The 15,398-nt window shown below is 50.1% G+C and carries 15 protein-coding genes; 12 read left to right on the top strand and 3 right to left on the bottom strand.

Annotated elements, in window-relative coordinates; genetic code table 11:
• Nucleotides 1-174: 174 nt before the first annotated feature.
• From FMR86_RS04630 to FMR86_RS04620, 3 genes are all read left to right on the top strand, one after another.
• A complete protein-coding gene (locus tag FMR86_RS04630; protein ID WP_163349915.1) occupies nt 175-1,356 on the top strand; it encodes an iron-containing alcohol dehydrogenase in 1,182 nt (393 codons plus the stop codon).
• 527 nt (nt 1,357-1,883) lie between these two features.
• A complete protein-coding gene (locus FMR86_RS04625; protein WP_163349914.1) occupies nt 1,884-3,050 on the top strand; it encodes an ATP-grasp domain-containing protein in 1,167 nt (388 codons plus the stop codon).
• Nucleotides 3,051-3,120: 70 nt separating this feature from the next.
• On the top strand, nt 3,121-3,414 hold the full coding sequence (locus FMR86_RS04620) for a hypothetical protein (RefSeq protein WP_163349913.1): 294 nt from the start codon (nt 3,121-3,123) through the stop codon (nt 3,412-3,414).
• 89 nt (nt 3,415-3,503) lie between these two features.
• Here FMR86_RS04620 and FMR86_RS04615 read toward each other — a convergent pair whose 3' ends face one another.
• A complete protein-coding gene (locus tag FMR86_RS04615) occupies nt 3,504-4,406 on the bottom strand; it encodes a transporter substrate-binding domain-containing protein (RefSeq protein WP_239057147.1) in 903 nt (300 codons plus the stop codon).
• 179 nt (nt 4,407-4,585) lie between these two features.
• Nucleotides 4,586-5,536, bottom strand: a complete 951-nt coding sequence (locus FMR86_RS04610; RefSeq protein WP_239057139.1) for a hypothetical protein — start codon at nt 5,534-5,536, stop codon at nt 4,586-4,588.
• Between the two features lie 88 nt (nt 5,537-5,624).
• Between FMR86_RS04610 and FMR86_RS04605 the strand changes: the two genes are divergently transcribed.
• From FMR86_RS04605 to FMR86_RS04580, 6 genes are all read left to right on the top strand, one after another.
• Nucleotides 5,625-6,452: a hypothetical protein gene (locus tag FMR86_RS04605; RefSeq protein WP_163349911.1), complete on the top strand. Its 828-nt coding sequence runs from the start codon at nt 5,625-5,627 to the stop codon at nt 6,450-6,452.
• A gap of 311 nt (nt 6,453-6,763) precedes the next feature.
• Nucleotides 6,764-8,233 (top strand): class I SAM-dependent methyltransferase, encoded by a 1,470-nt coding sequence (locus FMR86_RS04600; RefSeq protein WP_163349910.1) that lies wholly within the window; start codon nt 6,764-6,766, stop codon nt 8,231-8,233.
• A 9-nt stretch (nt 8,234-8,242) separates the two neighbouring features.
• On the top strand, nt 8,243-9,010 hold the full coding sequence (locus FMR86_RS04595; RefSeq protein WP_163349909.1) for an exodeoxyribonuclease III: 768 nt from the start codon (nt 8,243-8,245) through the stop codon (nt 9,008-9,010).
• 241 nt (nt 9,011-9,251) lie between these two features.
• Nucleotides 9,252-11,405 carry a methyl-accepting chemotaxis protein gene (locus FMR86_RS04590; RefSeq protein WP_163349908.1) on the top strand — a complete coding sequence of 718 codons (2,154 nt, stop codon included), beginning with the start codon at nt 9,252-9,254 and terminating at the stop codon, nt 11,403-11,405.
• Nucleotides 11,406-11,549: 144 nt separating this feature from the next.
• The gene (locus FMR86_RS04585; RefSeq protein ID WP_163349907.1) at nt 11,550-11,699 is read left to right on the top strand and encodes a hypothetical protein; all 150 of its coding nucleotides are present in this window, start codon (nt 11,550-11,552) and stop codon (nt 11,697-11,699) included.
• Between the two features lie 68 nt (nt 11,700-11,767).
• Complete coding sequence (locus FMR86_RS04580) at nt 11,768-11,947, top strand: hypothetical protein (RefSeq protein ID WP_163349906.1); 180 nt, start codon at nt 11,768-11,770, stop codon at nt 11,945-11,947.
• 139 nt (nt 11,948-12,086) lie between these two features.
• On the opposite strand, the gene FMR86_RS04575 is transcribed toward FMR86_RS04580, so the two are convergent.
• Complete coding sequence (locus FMR86_RS04575; RefSeq protein WP_163349905.1) at nt 12,087-12,257, bottom strand: hypothetical protein; 171 nt, start codon at nt 12,255-12,257, stop codon at nt 12,087-12,089.
• A gap of 161 nt (nt 12,258-12,418) precedes the next feature.
• Here FMR86_RS04575 and FMR86_RS04570 point away from each other — a divergent pair, with 161 nt between their 5' ends.
• The 3 genes from FMR86_RS04570 (at nt 12,419) to FMR86_RS04560 (ending at nt 15,398) form a co-directional block, all read left to right on the top strand.
• Complete coding sequence (locus FMR86_RS04570; RefSeq protein ID WP_163349904.1) at nt 12,419-13,159, top strand: RNA methyltransferase; 741 nt, start codon at nt 12,419-12,421, stop codon at nt 13,157-13,159.
• Between the two features lie 82 nt (nt 13,160-13,241).
• Nucleotides 13,242-13,985, top strand: a complete 744-nt coding sequence (locus FMR86_RS04565) for a tetratricopeptide repeat protein (protein ID WP_163349903.1) — start codon at nt 13,242-13,244, stop codon at nt 13,983-13,985.
• A gap of 27 nt (nt 13,986-14,012) precedes the next feature.
• Nucleotides 14,013-15,398 (top strand): cobyrinate a,c-diamide synthase, encoded by a 1,386-nt coding sequence (locus FMR86_RS04560; protein WP_163349902.1) that lies wholly within the window; start codon nt 14,013-14,015, stop codon nt 15,396-15,398.

The raw sequence follows: 15,398 nt of genomic DNA, 5'->3' as shown, positions 1-15,398 counted from the left end.
AGCAGTGCAAATGGATCTCAAATGATTCATCACGAAAAGACACAAAAACAGACAAGTTGCCTAAATATAACACTTTTTCACTTTGGCACACGTCTTGCCCTATGAAAAGCGTTAATAAGTACACGACTAGGCCCAACCTTCAATAACCTATTAAGCTACAAGGATGGACTCAAAATGGCAGTACGTGAACAAGTAAACGGCTTTTTTATCCCCAGCGTAACCCTTATCGGTATCGGCGCACACAAAGAAATCCCCTCCCGCATCAAAGCTCTCGGCGGCAAAAAACCCCTGCTCGTAACTGACAAGGGTATCACTGCTGTAGGCATCACCCAGCAGATTGTAGACATTCTGAAAGCTGAAGGTATGGACTGCGTAGTCTATGACGAAACCATTCCCAACCCCACTGACAACAACGTTGCCGACGGCGTAAAAGCCTATCAGGACAACAAATGTGACTCCCTGATCACCCTCGGTGGCGGTAGTTCTCATGACTGCGGTAAAGGCGTTGGCCTCGTTGTTGCCAATGGCGGTAAAATTCACGATTTCGAAGGCGTGGACAAATCCACCAAACCCATGCCTCCTTATGTAGCGGTTAACACCACCGCAGGTACTGCTTCTGAAATGACCCGTTTCTGCATCATCACTGATACTTCCCGCAAAGTTAAGATGGCTATCGTTGACTGGCGCGTTACCCCCGGTATCGCACTTGACGATCCGCTGCTGATGATGGGCATGCCCCCGGCACTGACCGCAGCAACCGGTATGGATGCACTGACCCACTCCGTTGAAGCCTGGGTTTCTACCATCGCCACCCCCATCACTGACGCTTGTGCTGAAAAATCCATCCGTCTGATCCACAAATACCTGCGCCGCGCAGTTGCCAACGGTCAGGACATCGATGCCCGCGAAGGTATGTGCTACGCCCAGTATCTCGGCGGTATGGCCTTCAACAACGCATCTCTGGGTCACGTACACGCCATGGCTCACCAGCTTGGTGGTTTCTATGACCTGCCTCACGGTGAGTGCAACGCAATCCTGCTGCCCCACGTTGAGCAGCACAACCTGATTGCTAATGTTGAACGTTTCGCAATCATGGCTGAATGGCTCGGCGTTGATACCAGCGGCATGGACGAACGTGATGCAGCTGACGCAGCGCTTGATGCAATCCGCCAGCTCTCCGCTGACGTAGGCATCCCCGCAGGTCTTATTGAACTCGGCGAAAAATACGGCAAGAAGGTCTCCGAAAAAGACATTCCGACCATGACTGCCAACGCTCAGAAAGACGCCTGCGGTCTCACCAACCCCAGATGTATGACTGACGAAGCAGTTGCCGCTATCTACAAAGCAGCTCTGTAATATAAAAAGTTCCATCCTGCCTGCGACATCTGCAAGTCGCGGGCAGGATGTACAAATGTTTTGTCACAGGCATGCGGATCATTTTGCATAACAGAGGTCATGGATTGGCAAAGGTCTGATCCGTTTTGCCTGACATGTGACACTCGGTATGAAGGAGTCACATAACTTCCGGCACTGGCGCGCAGGTGGAGCTGCAAACTTAATTGCCCGGATGGACAAAGTATTTACCGAGGGGGATTATCCCCCTCAGAAATTTACCCCGCGCAGGCCCGGTTGCTGTTTAAGCCCGCAATTACAGCATACGGACCAATGCATAAATTGTTTCAATCACGTGCGGTCTTAACAGACCGTAACCCCGGCACCTTGGAAACAAATGCAATCGGGCCTGCACAATTTTCTCCCCGCACTCTGCTATCCCCACTTTTTAAATTTCTGTATCTTTTCGTATCCCTAACACCGAACTATTGTGTTTGAGCGGTAATATCTTTATTACAACCGTTGAAACCCCACACACAAAGGAAAACACAATGTTCATCGTCGAAAAACCATACGTATCCGAGCTGTTAAAAAAGACCCTCGCAAAGCTGGGCAAGCCTGTACTTGAAAACGAAGTCGCCAGTGAAGCGTTGCAGAACACAGACGTCTCACTCAGCCCGGAAAATGATTTCGTGACCGAGTATAACCGGGACCGCAACCAGCCGGTCTACTCCAACTCGGAAAACGCCATTGACTGGATCGACAGCAATCTGAAGAGCGGTGATCTGCCGCGTACTATCAGGCTTTTCAAAGACAAGGGAGCCTTCCGTGATCTGGTTAGGGACATGTATCCGGACTTCTTTTACCGCACCCTGAAATTCGAAGAGCTGGACAGCGTTAACGCAGAAGAACTGCCCATACCCTGCGTGGTCAAACCCTGTGTGGGATTTTTCAGCCTCGGCGTACATATGGTGGAATCTGTTGCAGGCTGGACGCAGGCTGTGGAGAGAATCAAAACTGAAGTGGAAGAAATTAAAACCATGTATCCGGCCAAAGTGCTGGAACTGGACAACTTCATCATTGAGGAATGTATCGAAGGTGAGGAATTCGCTGTAGATGCCTATTATGATGCCGAAGGCAATCCGGTAATCATCAACATCCTCGGACACCTCTTCGCTTCCAGCGATGACGTCAGCGACCGCTGCTACATCACCTCCACAGAAATCATCAATCAGCACCATGATGAATTCCTGAACCTGCTGCAGGAAATCGGCAGCCGCGCGGAGCTTAAAAACTTTCCCATCCACATCGAAGTACGCACGGACGGACGCGGCAACCTCGGGGTCATAGAAGTCAACCCCATGCGTTTCGCAGGCTGGTGCGTTACCGATCTGGCCCACTATGCCTACTCCATCAATCCCTACAAATATTTCATGGAAGGGTTAAAACCGGACTGGGCCGAGATATCAAGATGCTGTGAAGGCAAAGTTTACGGCATGGTCATCGGTGAAATTGATTCAAGTGTTGACCGCAGCCAAATAAAATCCGTGTATTACGATGGATTCAAGGCTAATTTTTCCAAAGTGCTGGAGTTACGGGAAATTGATTACACAAAACATCCAGTCTTTGCCTTTATCTTCGCGGAAGTTGGCGCAGATAATATGGATGAGTTAAAGAAGATGCTGCATGCGGATTTTACGGAATATTTAAAGTTTTAACCCCACCTTTGACAACGCCACCCATTTACGGCAGGTTCCGGGTATTATATCAACCCCTCAAGGAGATCGTATGAGCGAAACAGTCGAAGATTTGACTATACATTACGAAGAAGACGGTCAGGTAATTGTAAAAGAACTGGACAAAGAAGTGCTGACCAAAGGCGCATGGACCACCATCATGTTCCGCTACAAGCAGCTGGACCGTAAAAGCGGTGAATACGGCAAGGACATGTACACCATCCGCCGTTTCCGCAAAATGAAAGGCGAATACCGCCCACAGTCCAAGTTCAACATCTCCAGCCCGGATCAGGCCCGCAAGATCATCAATGCCCTTGAAGGCTGGATCAAGGATCTGGAAGATTAAATTCTGCCGCTGAAGAATTGCCGCAGGGCAATAAAAAACTCCGCCCGGTTATCGGACGGAGTTTTTTTTAGTTCAAAACAGCTGATTTATTACGACTTAATATTCAAAAAAAATTCACCATAATATTGAAACACGCCGGGATAATATTTGTTGACCATCCCCCGGTATTCCCCGCTTTCTTTCAATTCTCTGAAGAACTTATTAAATTCATCCAACAACTCTGGAGATTCCTTGCGAAAAGCAACCCCCATGCGCTGCTCCTCAGATATGGGACCTATTATTTTCAAGGAATCTCCCCACTTGTCCAGAGCTACAAGGGCGTCGGGAACATCAATTAGTGAAACATCGGCCAGCCCTTTAAGCAGAGCCGGAGCCAGATCGTTCACTCCACCGGGAAAATTAAGAACAGCAGTAGTGGAGCTGTTGAAATTATATAAGGCCGGGTCAAGGCAGGTCTTTTCCTTTCCCATGACCAGAGCCCCCGCAAGGGCTGCCCTAACCTGCCGGATGGCATCTTTGACATTGCCGTTCCTTTGCAGGGGAGCCATTGGAAAATCTTTACGGGCAAGACAGAGGACCTGAGTGGGAAATGTAGGCGTCGAATAATCAACTACCTTTCGCCTCCACTCAAGCATGGTCAGACCAGTGGCGATGACATCACCCCGGATTTCAGCACGCCCCAGAAGCTTGACATTGTCACCCACCGGGAAGACATGGCTTCCGGTTAAATCGCCGAACACCCTGCTCCAGTTGGACTGCACAAATTCGTAGCGCACTCCAAGGTGCCGGGCAAAACGCTGCATAAGCTCCACATCCAGTCCGGTCCCTTCTGCTGTCACAAAATTAGCATAGGGGATTCCCAGATGGCGAAGCACACCTTTTTCTTTAATATCTACCAGATCAGACGCAAAAACATGCGCAACGGAAAAGACTACAAACAAGCAGGTAATGCAAAAAGAATAAAAATAATTTTGCAACCCCTTTACACGCATCACTAATGCCTCCGTCAACTTAAAACACCCACCATTACCCCTTAAAGACTATAGTTTCGCTACTGCCATAACGGACACTTAGCAACTGAATATTTTCACATTACACGCACTAAACAGAGAATCACAACACTAATCTGTTTAACTTCAAGAAGTTAAAACAAGTATTAAAAATGAAACTTCTAATTAACCGTATACGCCCCGCCGGCTTCCACCTTCTTGACAGTTGAATTGGAAATGGTGAACCAGAGAAACTCGCTGAACTTGGTGCCCAGCTCGTTCTGTTCACTATAGGTACAACCAACCAGCCATCCGGCATCGGTGTAGTAACAATCTGTTGCAGACTCCATCTCCAGTGTTTCAGGATACATGGAGTTTACTTTTAAATATTCTTTTACTTCAGGATAATATTTGCGATCCGCAGAAAGCTGCGGCTTGGGACCGAACTTTTCCAGTTCTTTCATGAATGCTTCATACTTTTCCCGGTAACGCTCATATTTGCTCTTATAAAGCTTTTCTCCGGGATTGAGCTGCATCAACTCTTCATAAATATCCATATTCGCCTTGAAATCGCGGACAGGCAGGGCCTGCGCCTGAGCGTAAAGTTTGCGTTCCAGTCTTTTGCGCAGCTTCTTGTCGTACCCTTTCAATTCCTTGCGGTACTTGCTGTTTTCAGGATCAAGGTCGGCCAGTTCAGCATAATACTTGGCCAGATCGGCATAATTCCACTTGGAAGTCCTGTTGATACGCTCCAGCAGATCTTTTTCCGTAGCCAGATGAATCATGGCCCGCAACTCATCATTCATGAGTTCTTTATTCTGCTCCGCTACGGTCAGGGCTGTTTCGGCATTCCCGGTCTCAATGAGCCTCTTCATGGCCTCGACAACCTTGGCTCTTTCCGCATCCTGCTTCTCTGTAAGAATGCGCTCCTGCTCAACCCTGTTCTGCTCGGCAATACGGGCCTTTTCCTCGGCAATGGACTGCTGCACAGTAAAAACCCCATACCCGGCCGCAAGCAGGACAATCCCCCCTGCAATGCAACCCAGCAAAATCTTCCGCGACTGAATGAATTCTTTAATGGTTTCAATATTCATGGCCGCAAAGATACGGTCACTGCTTTTAGCCGTCAACAAAACATGTACCCATTTCCCCTTTTTTTGTTATCCGACCTAAACATTTCTTTAGATACTCCGATATGACCACCATGGAAGGAATACGGTCATGATAATAAACGGATCAGCACTAAAAAGTAATTACGGAGCTCCGGCTTTACTGGACAACGGTTCTCCGCTTTTGGGCGGGAGCCGGACTTCCGGCGTTAGAGCGACGCGCCTGAATGTTTCGGCCTCGCCCGTAAATACTGCTGATCAATTTGCAGACCTGATCGCTCAGAAGACCGTATCTCCGGATAAAACAGGCGAAATTCAGAAGGGTTCCGAGGGTGACGCACAGAATCCCAAGGACCCTTCTGACCTGGCCGGGGCACTGGCCGGCGCAGCCGATTTCATCGAAGGCAAGTTCGGCCACGATGCAGCCACCGCTTTCAAAGGCATAGTCATTGCCAATTCCGGTGATCAGATCACTGAAGATTCCCTGAGCAACGGACTCTTGAAATCCATCCAGTTCATTGACCGCAACTTCGGCTTTGCTGCCGGGGATCAGGTCATGGACCATTTCAATTCAAATCTGAACAACGCCATCAACGGCTACTTTGAAAACGGACTGCAGGAACATTTCTTTGCCGCCAGTCCGGGAACGGGCGCGCAACTGACCCTGCAGAACACATTTGCACAGGTCAGCCAACAGTTCGGAGAAGACACTGCCGAAAACATCAAGAGCCTTATTGAGCAGGTACTTGAAGACGAAGGCAAAAGCCTTGATTCCCTCAAGAAGGGACTTGAGGAAGGCTTATCCGAAGCGGAAAAGACCAACCCCGGAATCACAGATCTGGCCGCGCCCCTCGCAGCTGGGGAAATTATGGACAAGCTCCAGTCCGGCAGTTCCGTCATGGCACCGCCGCCCGGTTCAGTATTAAATCTCTCAGTGTAGCCTGTAAAACCGGATTCAATCTCCCTAATTTACTGTTCAAGATTCTTTTTTTTTGCTATCGGTAAGGAATCCAGTTCAATAAGCATTAAATGGAGGAGATGGATATGAGCTTTTTCTGGTTTTTCTTCGGCCTTGCAATGACTATTGCCGCTATTGCTTTCATTAAAGCAGGCAGCAACGAAGACTAGTCACTTGATTTACGGGATGGTGCCCGTTATTTTTTTAAGCCCGCTTTATGCGGGCTTTTTTTATGTCCGTCTTTCAGGTAATTATGATGAATCCCAATTCAACAGCAACAATACGGACAGAAAGTGAGCAGACAGGCAATACTGGAGCAGATCCAAAAAAACAGTGCAGCTTGGAACATCGTCCCCAGCGTAATAAAAAACAACGCGGGCGAACCGGAATTTGAAATGCTGCTGGCAAATGCCGAAATGCGGGACCCAGGCACGGCCTCCCTTCACTTCCGGGAAACCCGTTGCGGCGGTTTTGAATACGCATCAAGAGCGTTCCTGCACGCCCACCTGCAACCGAACGACCTGTTCATCGATGTCGGTGCCCATTTCGGACTGTACACACTGACCGCCGCCAGAAAATTTCCCGACCGGGTCGATGTACTGGCTATTGAGCCGCATCCGGCCAATTTGAAAAGATTGTCCATGTGGTGCGAATTCAACGAATGCGCACAAAACGTAAAAATCGCACAATGCGCCGCTTCCTCGCAGAGCGGACAGAGCGAACTGATCCAGAATTCCTCCATGGGACACAGCCTTGTTCCCCAGCCGGGCAACCGCAGTCAGGGAGAACCGCTCCCGGTCCGGCTGGAAACCCTGGACAATATCGTCCGCCAAGCCGGACACATGGACTCAAAGCGGCGGGTCATCCTCAAAATCGACACCGAAGGCCATGAACTGGACACCCTTACAGGAGGGCTGGAGCTGCTCAAAACAGGCCGGGTAGCAGCCATCATCTGGGAAAAAGGACATTTCCATAATTCCAAAAAAGGAATTATGGAATTCACCGCCATAATGGGAATGCTGCGCGATCTGGGCTATGATTCCTACCGCTTTCCCCACGAGGACATGGGCGGCCCGCTGGTCCCCTATCCTCCCAGTCACGAATTGTGCAATGTGATCAGCATAGACAGATCCATCAAGCCGCAACAGGTCTACGAACAGCCGTGGTCGGCTCACGCGGTGATGTCCTCTTCCATGCGCCCTCCGGTTTCGGAAAATTTCATGATCGGTTTTACCGAAGAATTGATCAGGGAGAAAAAAACAGACTGTGGACGCTGGGCCCGCTGGAATATGCTCGGAAGTGAAGCTGATTTGCGGGCAGGCATGGCCGGACAACTGGTGCCTGAAAAAAGCACCGTTCTTGATGCCGGGGCCGGAATGATGCTCCTGCGCGATTATATCCCGGAAAGCTGCACCTACGTCCCGCTGGATATGGTAGCCCGCAACCGGAACACCATAGTGGCCGACCTCAACCAGCAACAATTCCCGGTTAAAAAATACGATGTGGTCTGCGCCCTCTTCCTGCTGGAATTCCTGCATGAACCGCAGCTGTTTTTCGACTGGACTTTCAGCAATTCAGATAAATTAATCTTCACCTACCACCCACTGCTGCCGGGTGCGGACGCAGGCAAACGCCGGGCTGCGGGATTTTTTAATGACTTCAATGTTGATGAACTGAAAGCCATGGCCCTGCAATCAGGCTGGAAAAATATTTCTTTCACTGACATTACCTTCGGGCAGGCTTGTTTTGAATGCTTAAAATAAGGATTGAGTATGAAAATTTATTCATGGAACGTGAATGGCTACCGTGCTGTAATAAAGAAGAATTTTAACGAATGGTTTGCAGAGAGCGACGCCGACGTGGTCATGGTTCAGGAAACCAAGGCCCATCCGGACCAGATTCCGGATAAAAACCGCGATTACGAGGGCTACGAATCATTCTGGAACTGGTCCAAGGTCAAAAAAGGATACTCCGGTACGGCCTGCTTTTCCCGCCAGCCGGTGCTCTCCCATTCCTTCGGCCTTACAGATGAAAAGTATCAGGGCGAAGGGCGGGTAGTGCTCATGGAGTATGAACACTTCTACCTGTTCAATATCTATTACCCCAACGGGCAGATGAGCGATGAGCGACTGGAATACAAAATGGGCTTTTACGACAGCTTCCTCGAATACGCTGAAGAACTGCGCAAGAAAAAGCCCATCGTGGTCGGCGGAGACTTCAACACCGCGCACAAGGAAATCGACCTCAAGAACCCCAAGGCCAACTCGGAACGGTCCGGCTTCCTGCCCATTGAGCGGGCCTGGCTAGATAAATTCATCGAGCACGGCTACGTGGATACTTTCCGTATGTTTGACGAAAGTCCGGGCAAATACTCATGGTGGAGCTACCGTTTCAACGCCCGCAAAAACAATGCAGGCTGGCGTATTGACTACTTCTTTGTCTCCGAAGAACTGAAGGACAAAGTAAAAAATGCATGGATAGAAGCCGATGTATTAGGTTCCGACCACTGCCCCATTGGAATTGAATTGGATTTCTCCTGATCCTCCTACCTGAAAAAACTGAATTTGGGATATGATTCAAAAATACCGGCAGCCCTGCAACAGGACCGCCGGTATTTCATTATAGGACACATATACGTCACCATCGTTTACGTAATTTTATGGATTCCTTCCTTCTTTTATTGTAATGTTGAATCTAAATCTAAACTTAAATCCTACGGATCCGATAGGATAATAAGTCCATAGATGACAAGCCAGTCACAACAACACGAGGGAGGGACACATGTTTAAGAACATGCGCATAGGCACCAAAATCGCGCTCAGTATCAGTGCGCTCATGATCGTCATTTTCGTTGCATTCACGGCTATTACAGCCAGTCAAAGCAGGGAAAACTCAATTCAGCAGACTGAGCTTCTGGCTAACGAGATGGCAGGTCGATACGGCAATGAAGTCAAGGGAATCATTGAAAAAGCCCTTGATGCTTCATGGGCAGGTGCTGCAGCCATGCAGAGTATCGCAAGCTTCAAGGACAGTGCAAATCGCGAAATGGTCAACGATTTCGTCAAAACCCTGACCGAAGCGGACCCCATGTTTTTCGGAACCCAGATTGTTATCGAACCCAACGAGCTTGACGGTCGCGATGCAGAGTTTAAAGGAGACAAAAATTTCGGTCCCAACGGTGAGTACGGGCAGTACGGATGGTATGACGGCACCACCTGGAAGCTTGCCGAGATGCACAAAAACGACCCCAACAATACCCGTGCCTGGTACATGGTCCCACGCGACACAAGAAAGGCAGTCCTGACCGAACCTTATACCACCGACGTTGTTCCTGAAGTAATGGCAACGGTCAGCGTACCCATCCTCAAGAGCGGAAAATTCATCGGAGTTGTCGGCATCGACTTTGTCCTCGGCTCATTTGAAAAAATGGTTAAGGACATTCATCCCATGGAAACAGGCTACGCCTTCATCACCTCCAACAAAGGATACTGTGTAGCCCACCCGAATAAGGATATTGTAACCAAGAATATTACCGAAGCCTTTCCCGCAGAAGACCGCGATGCAATCCTGAACGCCATTGAAAACGGCAAGACCTTCAGCAAGGTTATGGTTTCCCCTAAAACCGGGAAAGAATTTTATTACGCTTTTGAGCCCATCGTTGTCAGCGGCACCACCACTCCATGGTCCATCGGTCTGGCAATCCCCACAGACAAGATCTACGCTGAGGCCGATGCTTTCCTGCAGCAGATCATAATTATGTCAGTCATCGCCCTGCTGCTGGTCATCGGTGCGATACTGGTTATTGCCCGCTCCATCTCCAAACCCATCGGTATCATGGTCGAAGGTGCGCAGGAAGTTGCAAACGGCAACCTTGATATAAAACTGGACTCAATAGAATTCAGCGGAGAACTGCAGACACTCCATGAGGCTCTTGGCAAAATGATTGCGAACCTTATCAAGCTGATTTCCACTGCCGAAGAAAAATCAGAAGAAGCGGAACGCCAAACTCAGGCCGCAAACGAGGCCCTTGAAGAAGCCAGACAGGCCAAGGAGGCAGCAGACCGCGCCACAGCCGAAGGCATGCTTCAGGCCGCGCGCCAATTGGAAGATATTGTGGCACAGGTTACTTCCGCATCAGAGGAGTTGTCCTCTCAGATTGAAGAATCCGCACGCGGCTCTGACACTCAGCGCGAACGGACATCGGAATCCGCCACCGCCATGGAAGAAATGAACGCTTCCGTGCTTGAAGTGGCCCAGAATGCTTCGCAGGCAGCGGAAAGTGCCATGGACGCCAAAAGGAACGCTGAAAACGGCGGACGCATTGTTGCCGATGTTGTCTCCTCCATTGATTCCGTCAACGAGGCATCCACAAAAATGGTCAGCGGCCTGAACGAACTGGGCACGCAGGCTGAAGGCATCTCGCAGGTCATCACCGTGATTACCGACATTGCTGACCAGACAAACCTGCTGGCCCTGAACGCGGCCATTGAAGCAGCCCGTGCAGGTGAAGCAGGACGCGGATTCGCGGTTGTTGCCGACGAAGTCCGCAAACTGGCGGAAAAGACCATGCAGGCCACTCAGGAAGTTGAGCAGGCAGTGCACGCCATTCAGGCTGAAACCCGCAGAAACATCGAAGAGATGAACAACGCGGCCAGCATGGTATCCAAGAGCACCGAATACGCCGGACAGGCAGGTGAAAGTCTTGAAACCATCGTTGAGTTCGTTGACTCAACAGCGGATCAGGTCCGGGCCATCGCTACTGCCAGTGAAGAGCAGTCCGCAGCCAGTGAACAGATCAACCGTGGAACTGACGAGGTAAACCGTATCGCCATGGAAACCTCCGAAGCCATGCAGCAGTCCATGATTGCTGTATCAGATCTGGCCAGACTTGCAGGCGACCTGCAAAATCTGATTGAGGAGCTGAAAGACGTGTAATTAACCACTGATATAATTAACAAAAAAGGTGGCGAGATTAATTCTCGCCATCTTTTTTTATAATTATTAAACTTTTTACTTGAAAACGATTCTCAAGTTCATTAAGACTATTTTCAGGCAAACAACAAAAACAGGAGAAAGACCATGACCCAGACAGCCAGTATTTCTTCGATCAATAAGAAAAAATTTCTGAAAAAAGCATTTAAAGGGTTCAGCGGCTCCAACGAAAAAAGAAGTAAAGACGCAGGCGCCCCTCCTTTCCCGGTTCCTGAAAAAGAAACCGGGCATTCCTGACCGGGACGGACTGAGTCCAAGTGACCGTGAAGTTGAAATAAAATAAATAAACCAAGGCGGAACATAAAATGTCGGACGTTGTAAAAGAAGCAGCCCGTATGCGGCGACAATACGGATGGAAAACATACCTTATAAAATTTAAGGACTACTACTCTTACACTTTTGACCCCAGCCTTTTTCCGGATTTTGAATTACTAGGTGAAGTAGGTGCCGACGGAGCGATCATCCCCTCCTCCAAGGCTAACTAAGCAACCTCAGCACTCTCCCAAGGTTGTGACACCCATGCTATAACCCGACTTCACCCTCCCGGCTTCGCGGCTCTACTGCAGCAGCGGATCATATTCATTTCATCCACTGCATGCAGGCGGAGCCGGGAGATATCCGGGACTACCCCCCGGAACAGCTTTCGCTGGATTCATCCCCCACCCGCTCAAGAACCTCCTTCAAGGCATCGGGAATTTCCCCGCCGCCATTTAAAAGCTCACGCACTTCATCTGCGCTGAGTCCTGCGGATTCGGCAATGGCCAATATTTTTTCTGAAATTTCAGTATCATTCATAATCTTTGTTTTACACGCCCTCCACTTAGTTTGCAAAAAATGATTTTCCGGCAAAAACGAAACTGGACATCAGCTAAAGATGGCTCTATTAAAGCCCTTCGTCTGGACAAGAAAAGGGATTGCCCGCTGCTTTAGACGAAATAATTTTCTCCGGAGCAAACATGCTGGACAACCTGAGCATAGTACTTTTCGGTACCAAATACCCTGAAAATGTGGGTTCATCAGCCCGCGCCATGACCAACATGGGCTGCAACAACCTGACCCTCGTGCGCCCGGCCTCGTGGAATATGGATAAAGCCCTGCCGTTGGCAACGGTTAAAGGCCGCGACATTGTAGAAAAAGCCGTTGTTTCTGACAACCTTTCAGAAGCCCTGAAAGATCATACCCGGGTCTACGGCACAACAGCCCGCACCGGCGGCTGGCGTAAAGGGGTAATGACTCCCTCCAACGCAGCACCGCTCATAGTGGAACAGCTCCGGGCCGGGGAAAAAGTAGCTGTGGTTTTCGGCCCCGAGGACCGGGGACTGACCAACGACGAAACCCAGCTCTGCTCACGACTGATCAATATCCCCACCAGCCGGGACAACAGTTCCCTGAACCTGTCTCAAGCCGTGCTGATTATCTTGTACGAATGTTTCAAGAACGCACTGGATAAGCCCTTCACTCCGGCAGGACCGCCGGAAGAGCGTTCCACCTCGTTTGAAGAACAGGAAATACTGGCTTCCAACCTGCAGGAAACTCTGCTGGCCATCGACTTCCTGAAAGCCGACAACCCGGACTACTGGATGATGCCGGTCAGAAGATTTATGGCCAGAATCGACATCAAACGAAATGAGTTCAACCTGCTCATGGGAATCTGCCGTCAGATTAAATGGATAGCCGGACAGGCAGGCAAAAAATAACGAGATCATCAGCCAAGCCCCTTCTCAATTTCGAGAAAGAACGCTACAGTAAAGTGTAATTCAAGACTTGCGGAGCCTGTAAATGACTGAAGATAATACAATTCAAGATCTAAGTGGAGTTTTCTCCCGCCAGAGAATCGCCAAAGTCGGGACCGGAACCACCACCCGACGCGTTGCCCAAATCGGCTACTATTTTGTTGAACAGATGGCAGAAGACCTTTTTCAGGTCCGGCCCCTGAACAGCAATTTCGTTCCCACCGGAGACCCGGAAGGAATCACCCGCGACGAACTTCTGGAAGCATATACCCCTGAACCTGAAATGTACCACAAGCAGGTTCTGCCCAACATGAAGGATCTGCAGAAAACCCTTGCCCGCGCGGACCGTCACCGCCAGCAGGGAAAGACCTTCAGTGCCGAGATGGAATATAACAACGCCATCAAAGTGGACGAAATGAACGTACGCGGCAATTTCGGCGTCGGTCTCTGCCTGATGCAGAGAGGCGAAACTGACCGGGCCAACGATGTTTTTGCCCGCCTTGTTTCCATGGACGCGCCCTTTGCCCCGGAACACAAGCATATGTTCAATGATTTCGGCATCAACCTGCGTAAATCCAAAATGATCCCGCAGGCTATCGAATATTATTCCAAAGCCATTGCTCTCAGCCCGGAAGATGAACACCTGCGCTACAATCTTGCCCGCGCTTGTTTCGAAGACAAGCAATATGAAAAAGCACGCGAAGAACTTGCCAAGTGTCTGGAACTTAATCCGGATTTTGAAGAAGGCAAAAAATTTGTCGCCTATCTGGATAAAAATAAGCTGGGCTGATCAGAAAAAAAGCTTTATAGAGTTCCAATGAACTCAATCAAAGGATTCATTGTAGCAGGAACGCATAGCGGTTGCGGCAAGACCTCGGTAACACTGGGGCTTATGGCTGCACTCGCCCGTCGTGACATTAAAGTCCAGCCCTACAAAACAGGACCGGACTTTATTGATCCGGGGCACCACACCCGTGCTGCGGGCAGACCCTGCCACAACCTCGACGGCTGGATGCTTTCCGGCATAACCCTGCGTGATATTTTCTCCCGCTACGCTCAGGATGCCGATGCCTGCATTGTTGAAGGCGTAATGGGCCTTTACGACGGTTATTCCGCTCTTGATGAAACCGGCTCCACCGCACATCTTTCCAAAGAACTGAATCTGCCGGTCATACTGGTGGTCGATGCCGGGTCCATGGCCCGCTCCGCTGCCGCACTGGTGCAGGGATTCTGCAATTTCGACCCGGACACACCTGTTGCCGGGGTGATTTTCAACCGCGTGGGCAGCAGCAACCATGCCCGAATCCTCGAAGAAGCCATATCACTTACTGATGTTCCGCTCATCGGCTGCCTGCCCCGGCGGGAAGAAATAGCCACTCCCTCACGCCATCTGGGCCTTGTAACCCCGGAACATCTCGATGATCTCGACTCCAAATACAACGGACTTGCCGACTGGGTGGAGGAAAACCTCGACCTCGAACAAATCATTGAAGCCCTGCCGGACATCCCGGTTCAGCCCCGCTTTGATGAAGTGCCCATGATCCCCAAAACAAGAATCGGGGTGGCACAGGACGACGCTTTCTCCTTCTACTACGAAGAAAACCTGCGCTTGCTGCGCGAGGCCGGGGCAGAACTGGTCCCCTTTTCCCCCATAGAAGACAAAGCACTGCCCGAGAACATTTCAGGACTCTATTTCGGCGGAGGTTACCCGGAACTGGCTGCATTTGATCTGGCCCAGAACACCAAGCTGCGGCGGACCATTGCGGATTTCTCAGCAGCAGGACACCCGGTTTACGCCGAATGCGGCGGATTCATGTATCTCATGGAATCCATCAACAAGAATGACCGGATCTTTCCCATGTGTGGAATCTTCCCTTTCCGCTGCTCCATGCAATCCCGTTTCCAGGCACTGGGATACCGCGAAGTGGAACTGTCCCGGCCCACAATCCTCGGCCCGGAAGGGACAACGGTCAGAGGGCATGAATTCCATTACTCCGCCCTTGAAGAGATGGATGACACCCTGCTGGATCGCGAGACATCCTATCAGGTTACCTGCAAAAGGAATGCTTCCGCCAGCGAAGGCTTCATTGCCAACGGCAACACTCTGGGCAGCTATATCCACCTGCACTTTGCCAGCAATCCGCTGGTGGCGGAAAATTTTGTAAAAGCCTGTGTAAACTCTTCCCGTACGGAAGATCTTTAA

Source organism: Desulfovibrio sp. JC010, from assembly GCF_010470675.1.
GTDB lineage: Bacteria > Desulfobacterota > Desulfovibrionia > Desulfovibrionales > Desulfovibrionaceae > Maridesulfovibrio.
This window is presented reverse-complemented; position numbering and strand designations above follow the sequence as displayed.

Excerpts from the sequence above, each read along its gene's own strand:
- FMR86_RS04630 (WP_163349915.1), top strand. The coding sequence starts at position 175 with ATGGCAGTACGTGAACAAGTAAACGGCTTTTTTATCCCCAGCGTAACC.
- FMR86_RS04595 (WP_163349909.1), top strand. The coding sequence starts at position 8,243 with ATGAAAATTTATTCATGGAACGTGAATGGCTACCGTGCTGTAATAAAG.
- FMR86_RS04625 (WP_163349914.1), top strand. The coding sequence starts at position 1,884 with ATGTTCATCGTCGAAAAACCATACGTATCCGAGCTGTTAAAAAAGACC.
- FMR86_RS04605 (WP_163349911.1), top strand. The coding sequence starts at position 5,625 with ATGATAATAAACGGATCAGCACTAAAAAGTAATTACGGAGCTCCGGCT.
- FMR86_RS04570 (WP_163349904.1), top strand. The coding sequence starts at position 12,419 with ATGCTGGACAACCTGAGCATAGTACTTTTCGGTACCAAATACCCTGAA.
- FMR86_RS04620 (WP_163349913.1), top strand. The coding sequence starts at position 3,121 with ATGAGCGAAACAGTCGAAGATTTGACTATACATTACGAAGAAGACGGT.
- FMR86_RS04585 (WP_163349907.1), top strand. The coding sequence starts at position 11,550 with ATGACCCAGACAGCCAGTATTTCTTCGATCAATAAGAAAAAATTTCTG.
- FMR86_RS04580 (WP_163349906.1), top strand. The coding sequence starts at position 11,768 with ATGTCGGACGTTGTAAAAGAAGCAGCCCGTATGCGGCGACAATACGGA.
- FMR86_RS04615 (WP_239057147.1), bottom strand. The coding sequence starts at position 4,406 with ATGCGTGTAAAGGGGTTGCAAAATTATTTTTATTCTTTTTGCATTACC.
- FMR86_RS04560 (WP_163349902.1), top strand. The coding sequence starts at position 14,013 with ATGAACTCAATCAAAGGATTCATTGTAGCAGGAACGCATAGCGGTTGC.
- FMR86_RS04565 (WP_163349903.1), top strand. The coding sequence starts at position 13,242 with ATGACTGAAGATAATACAATTCAAGATCTAAGTGGAGTTTTCTCCCGC.
- FMR86_RS04590 (WP_163349908.1), top strand. The coding sequence starts at position 9,252 with ATGTTTAAGAACATGCGCATAGGCACCAAAATCGCGCTCAGTATCAGT.
- FMR86_RS04575 (WP_163349905.1), bottom strand. The coding sequence starts at position 12,257 with ATGAATGATACTGAAATTTCAGAAAAAATATTGGCCATTGCCGAATCC.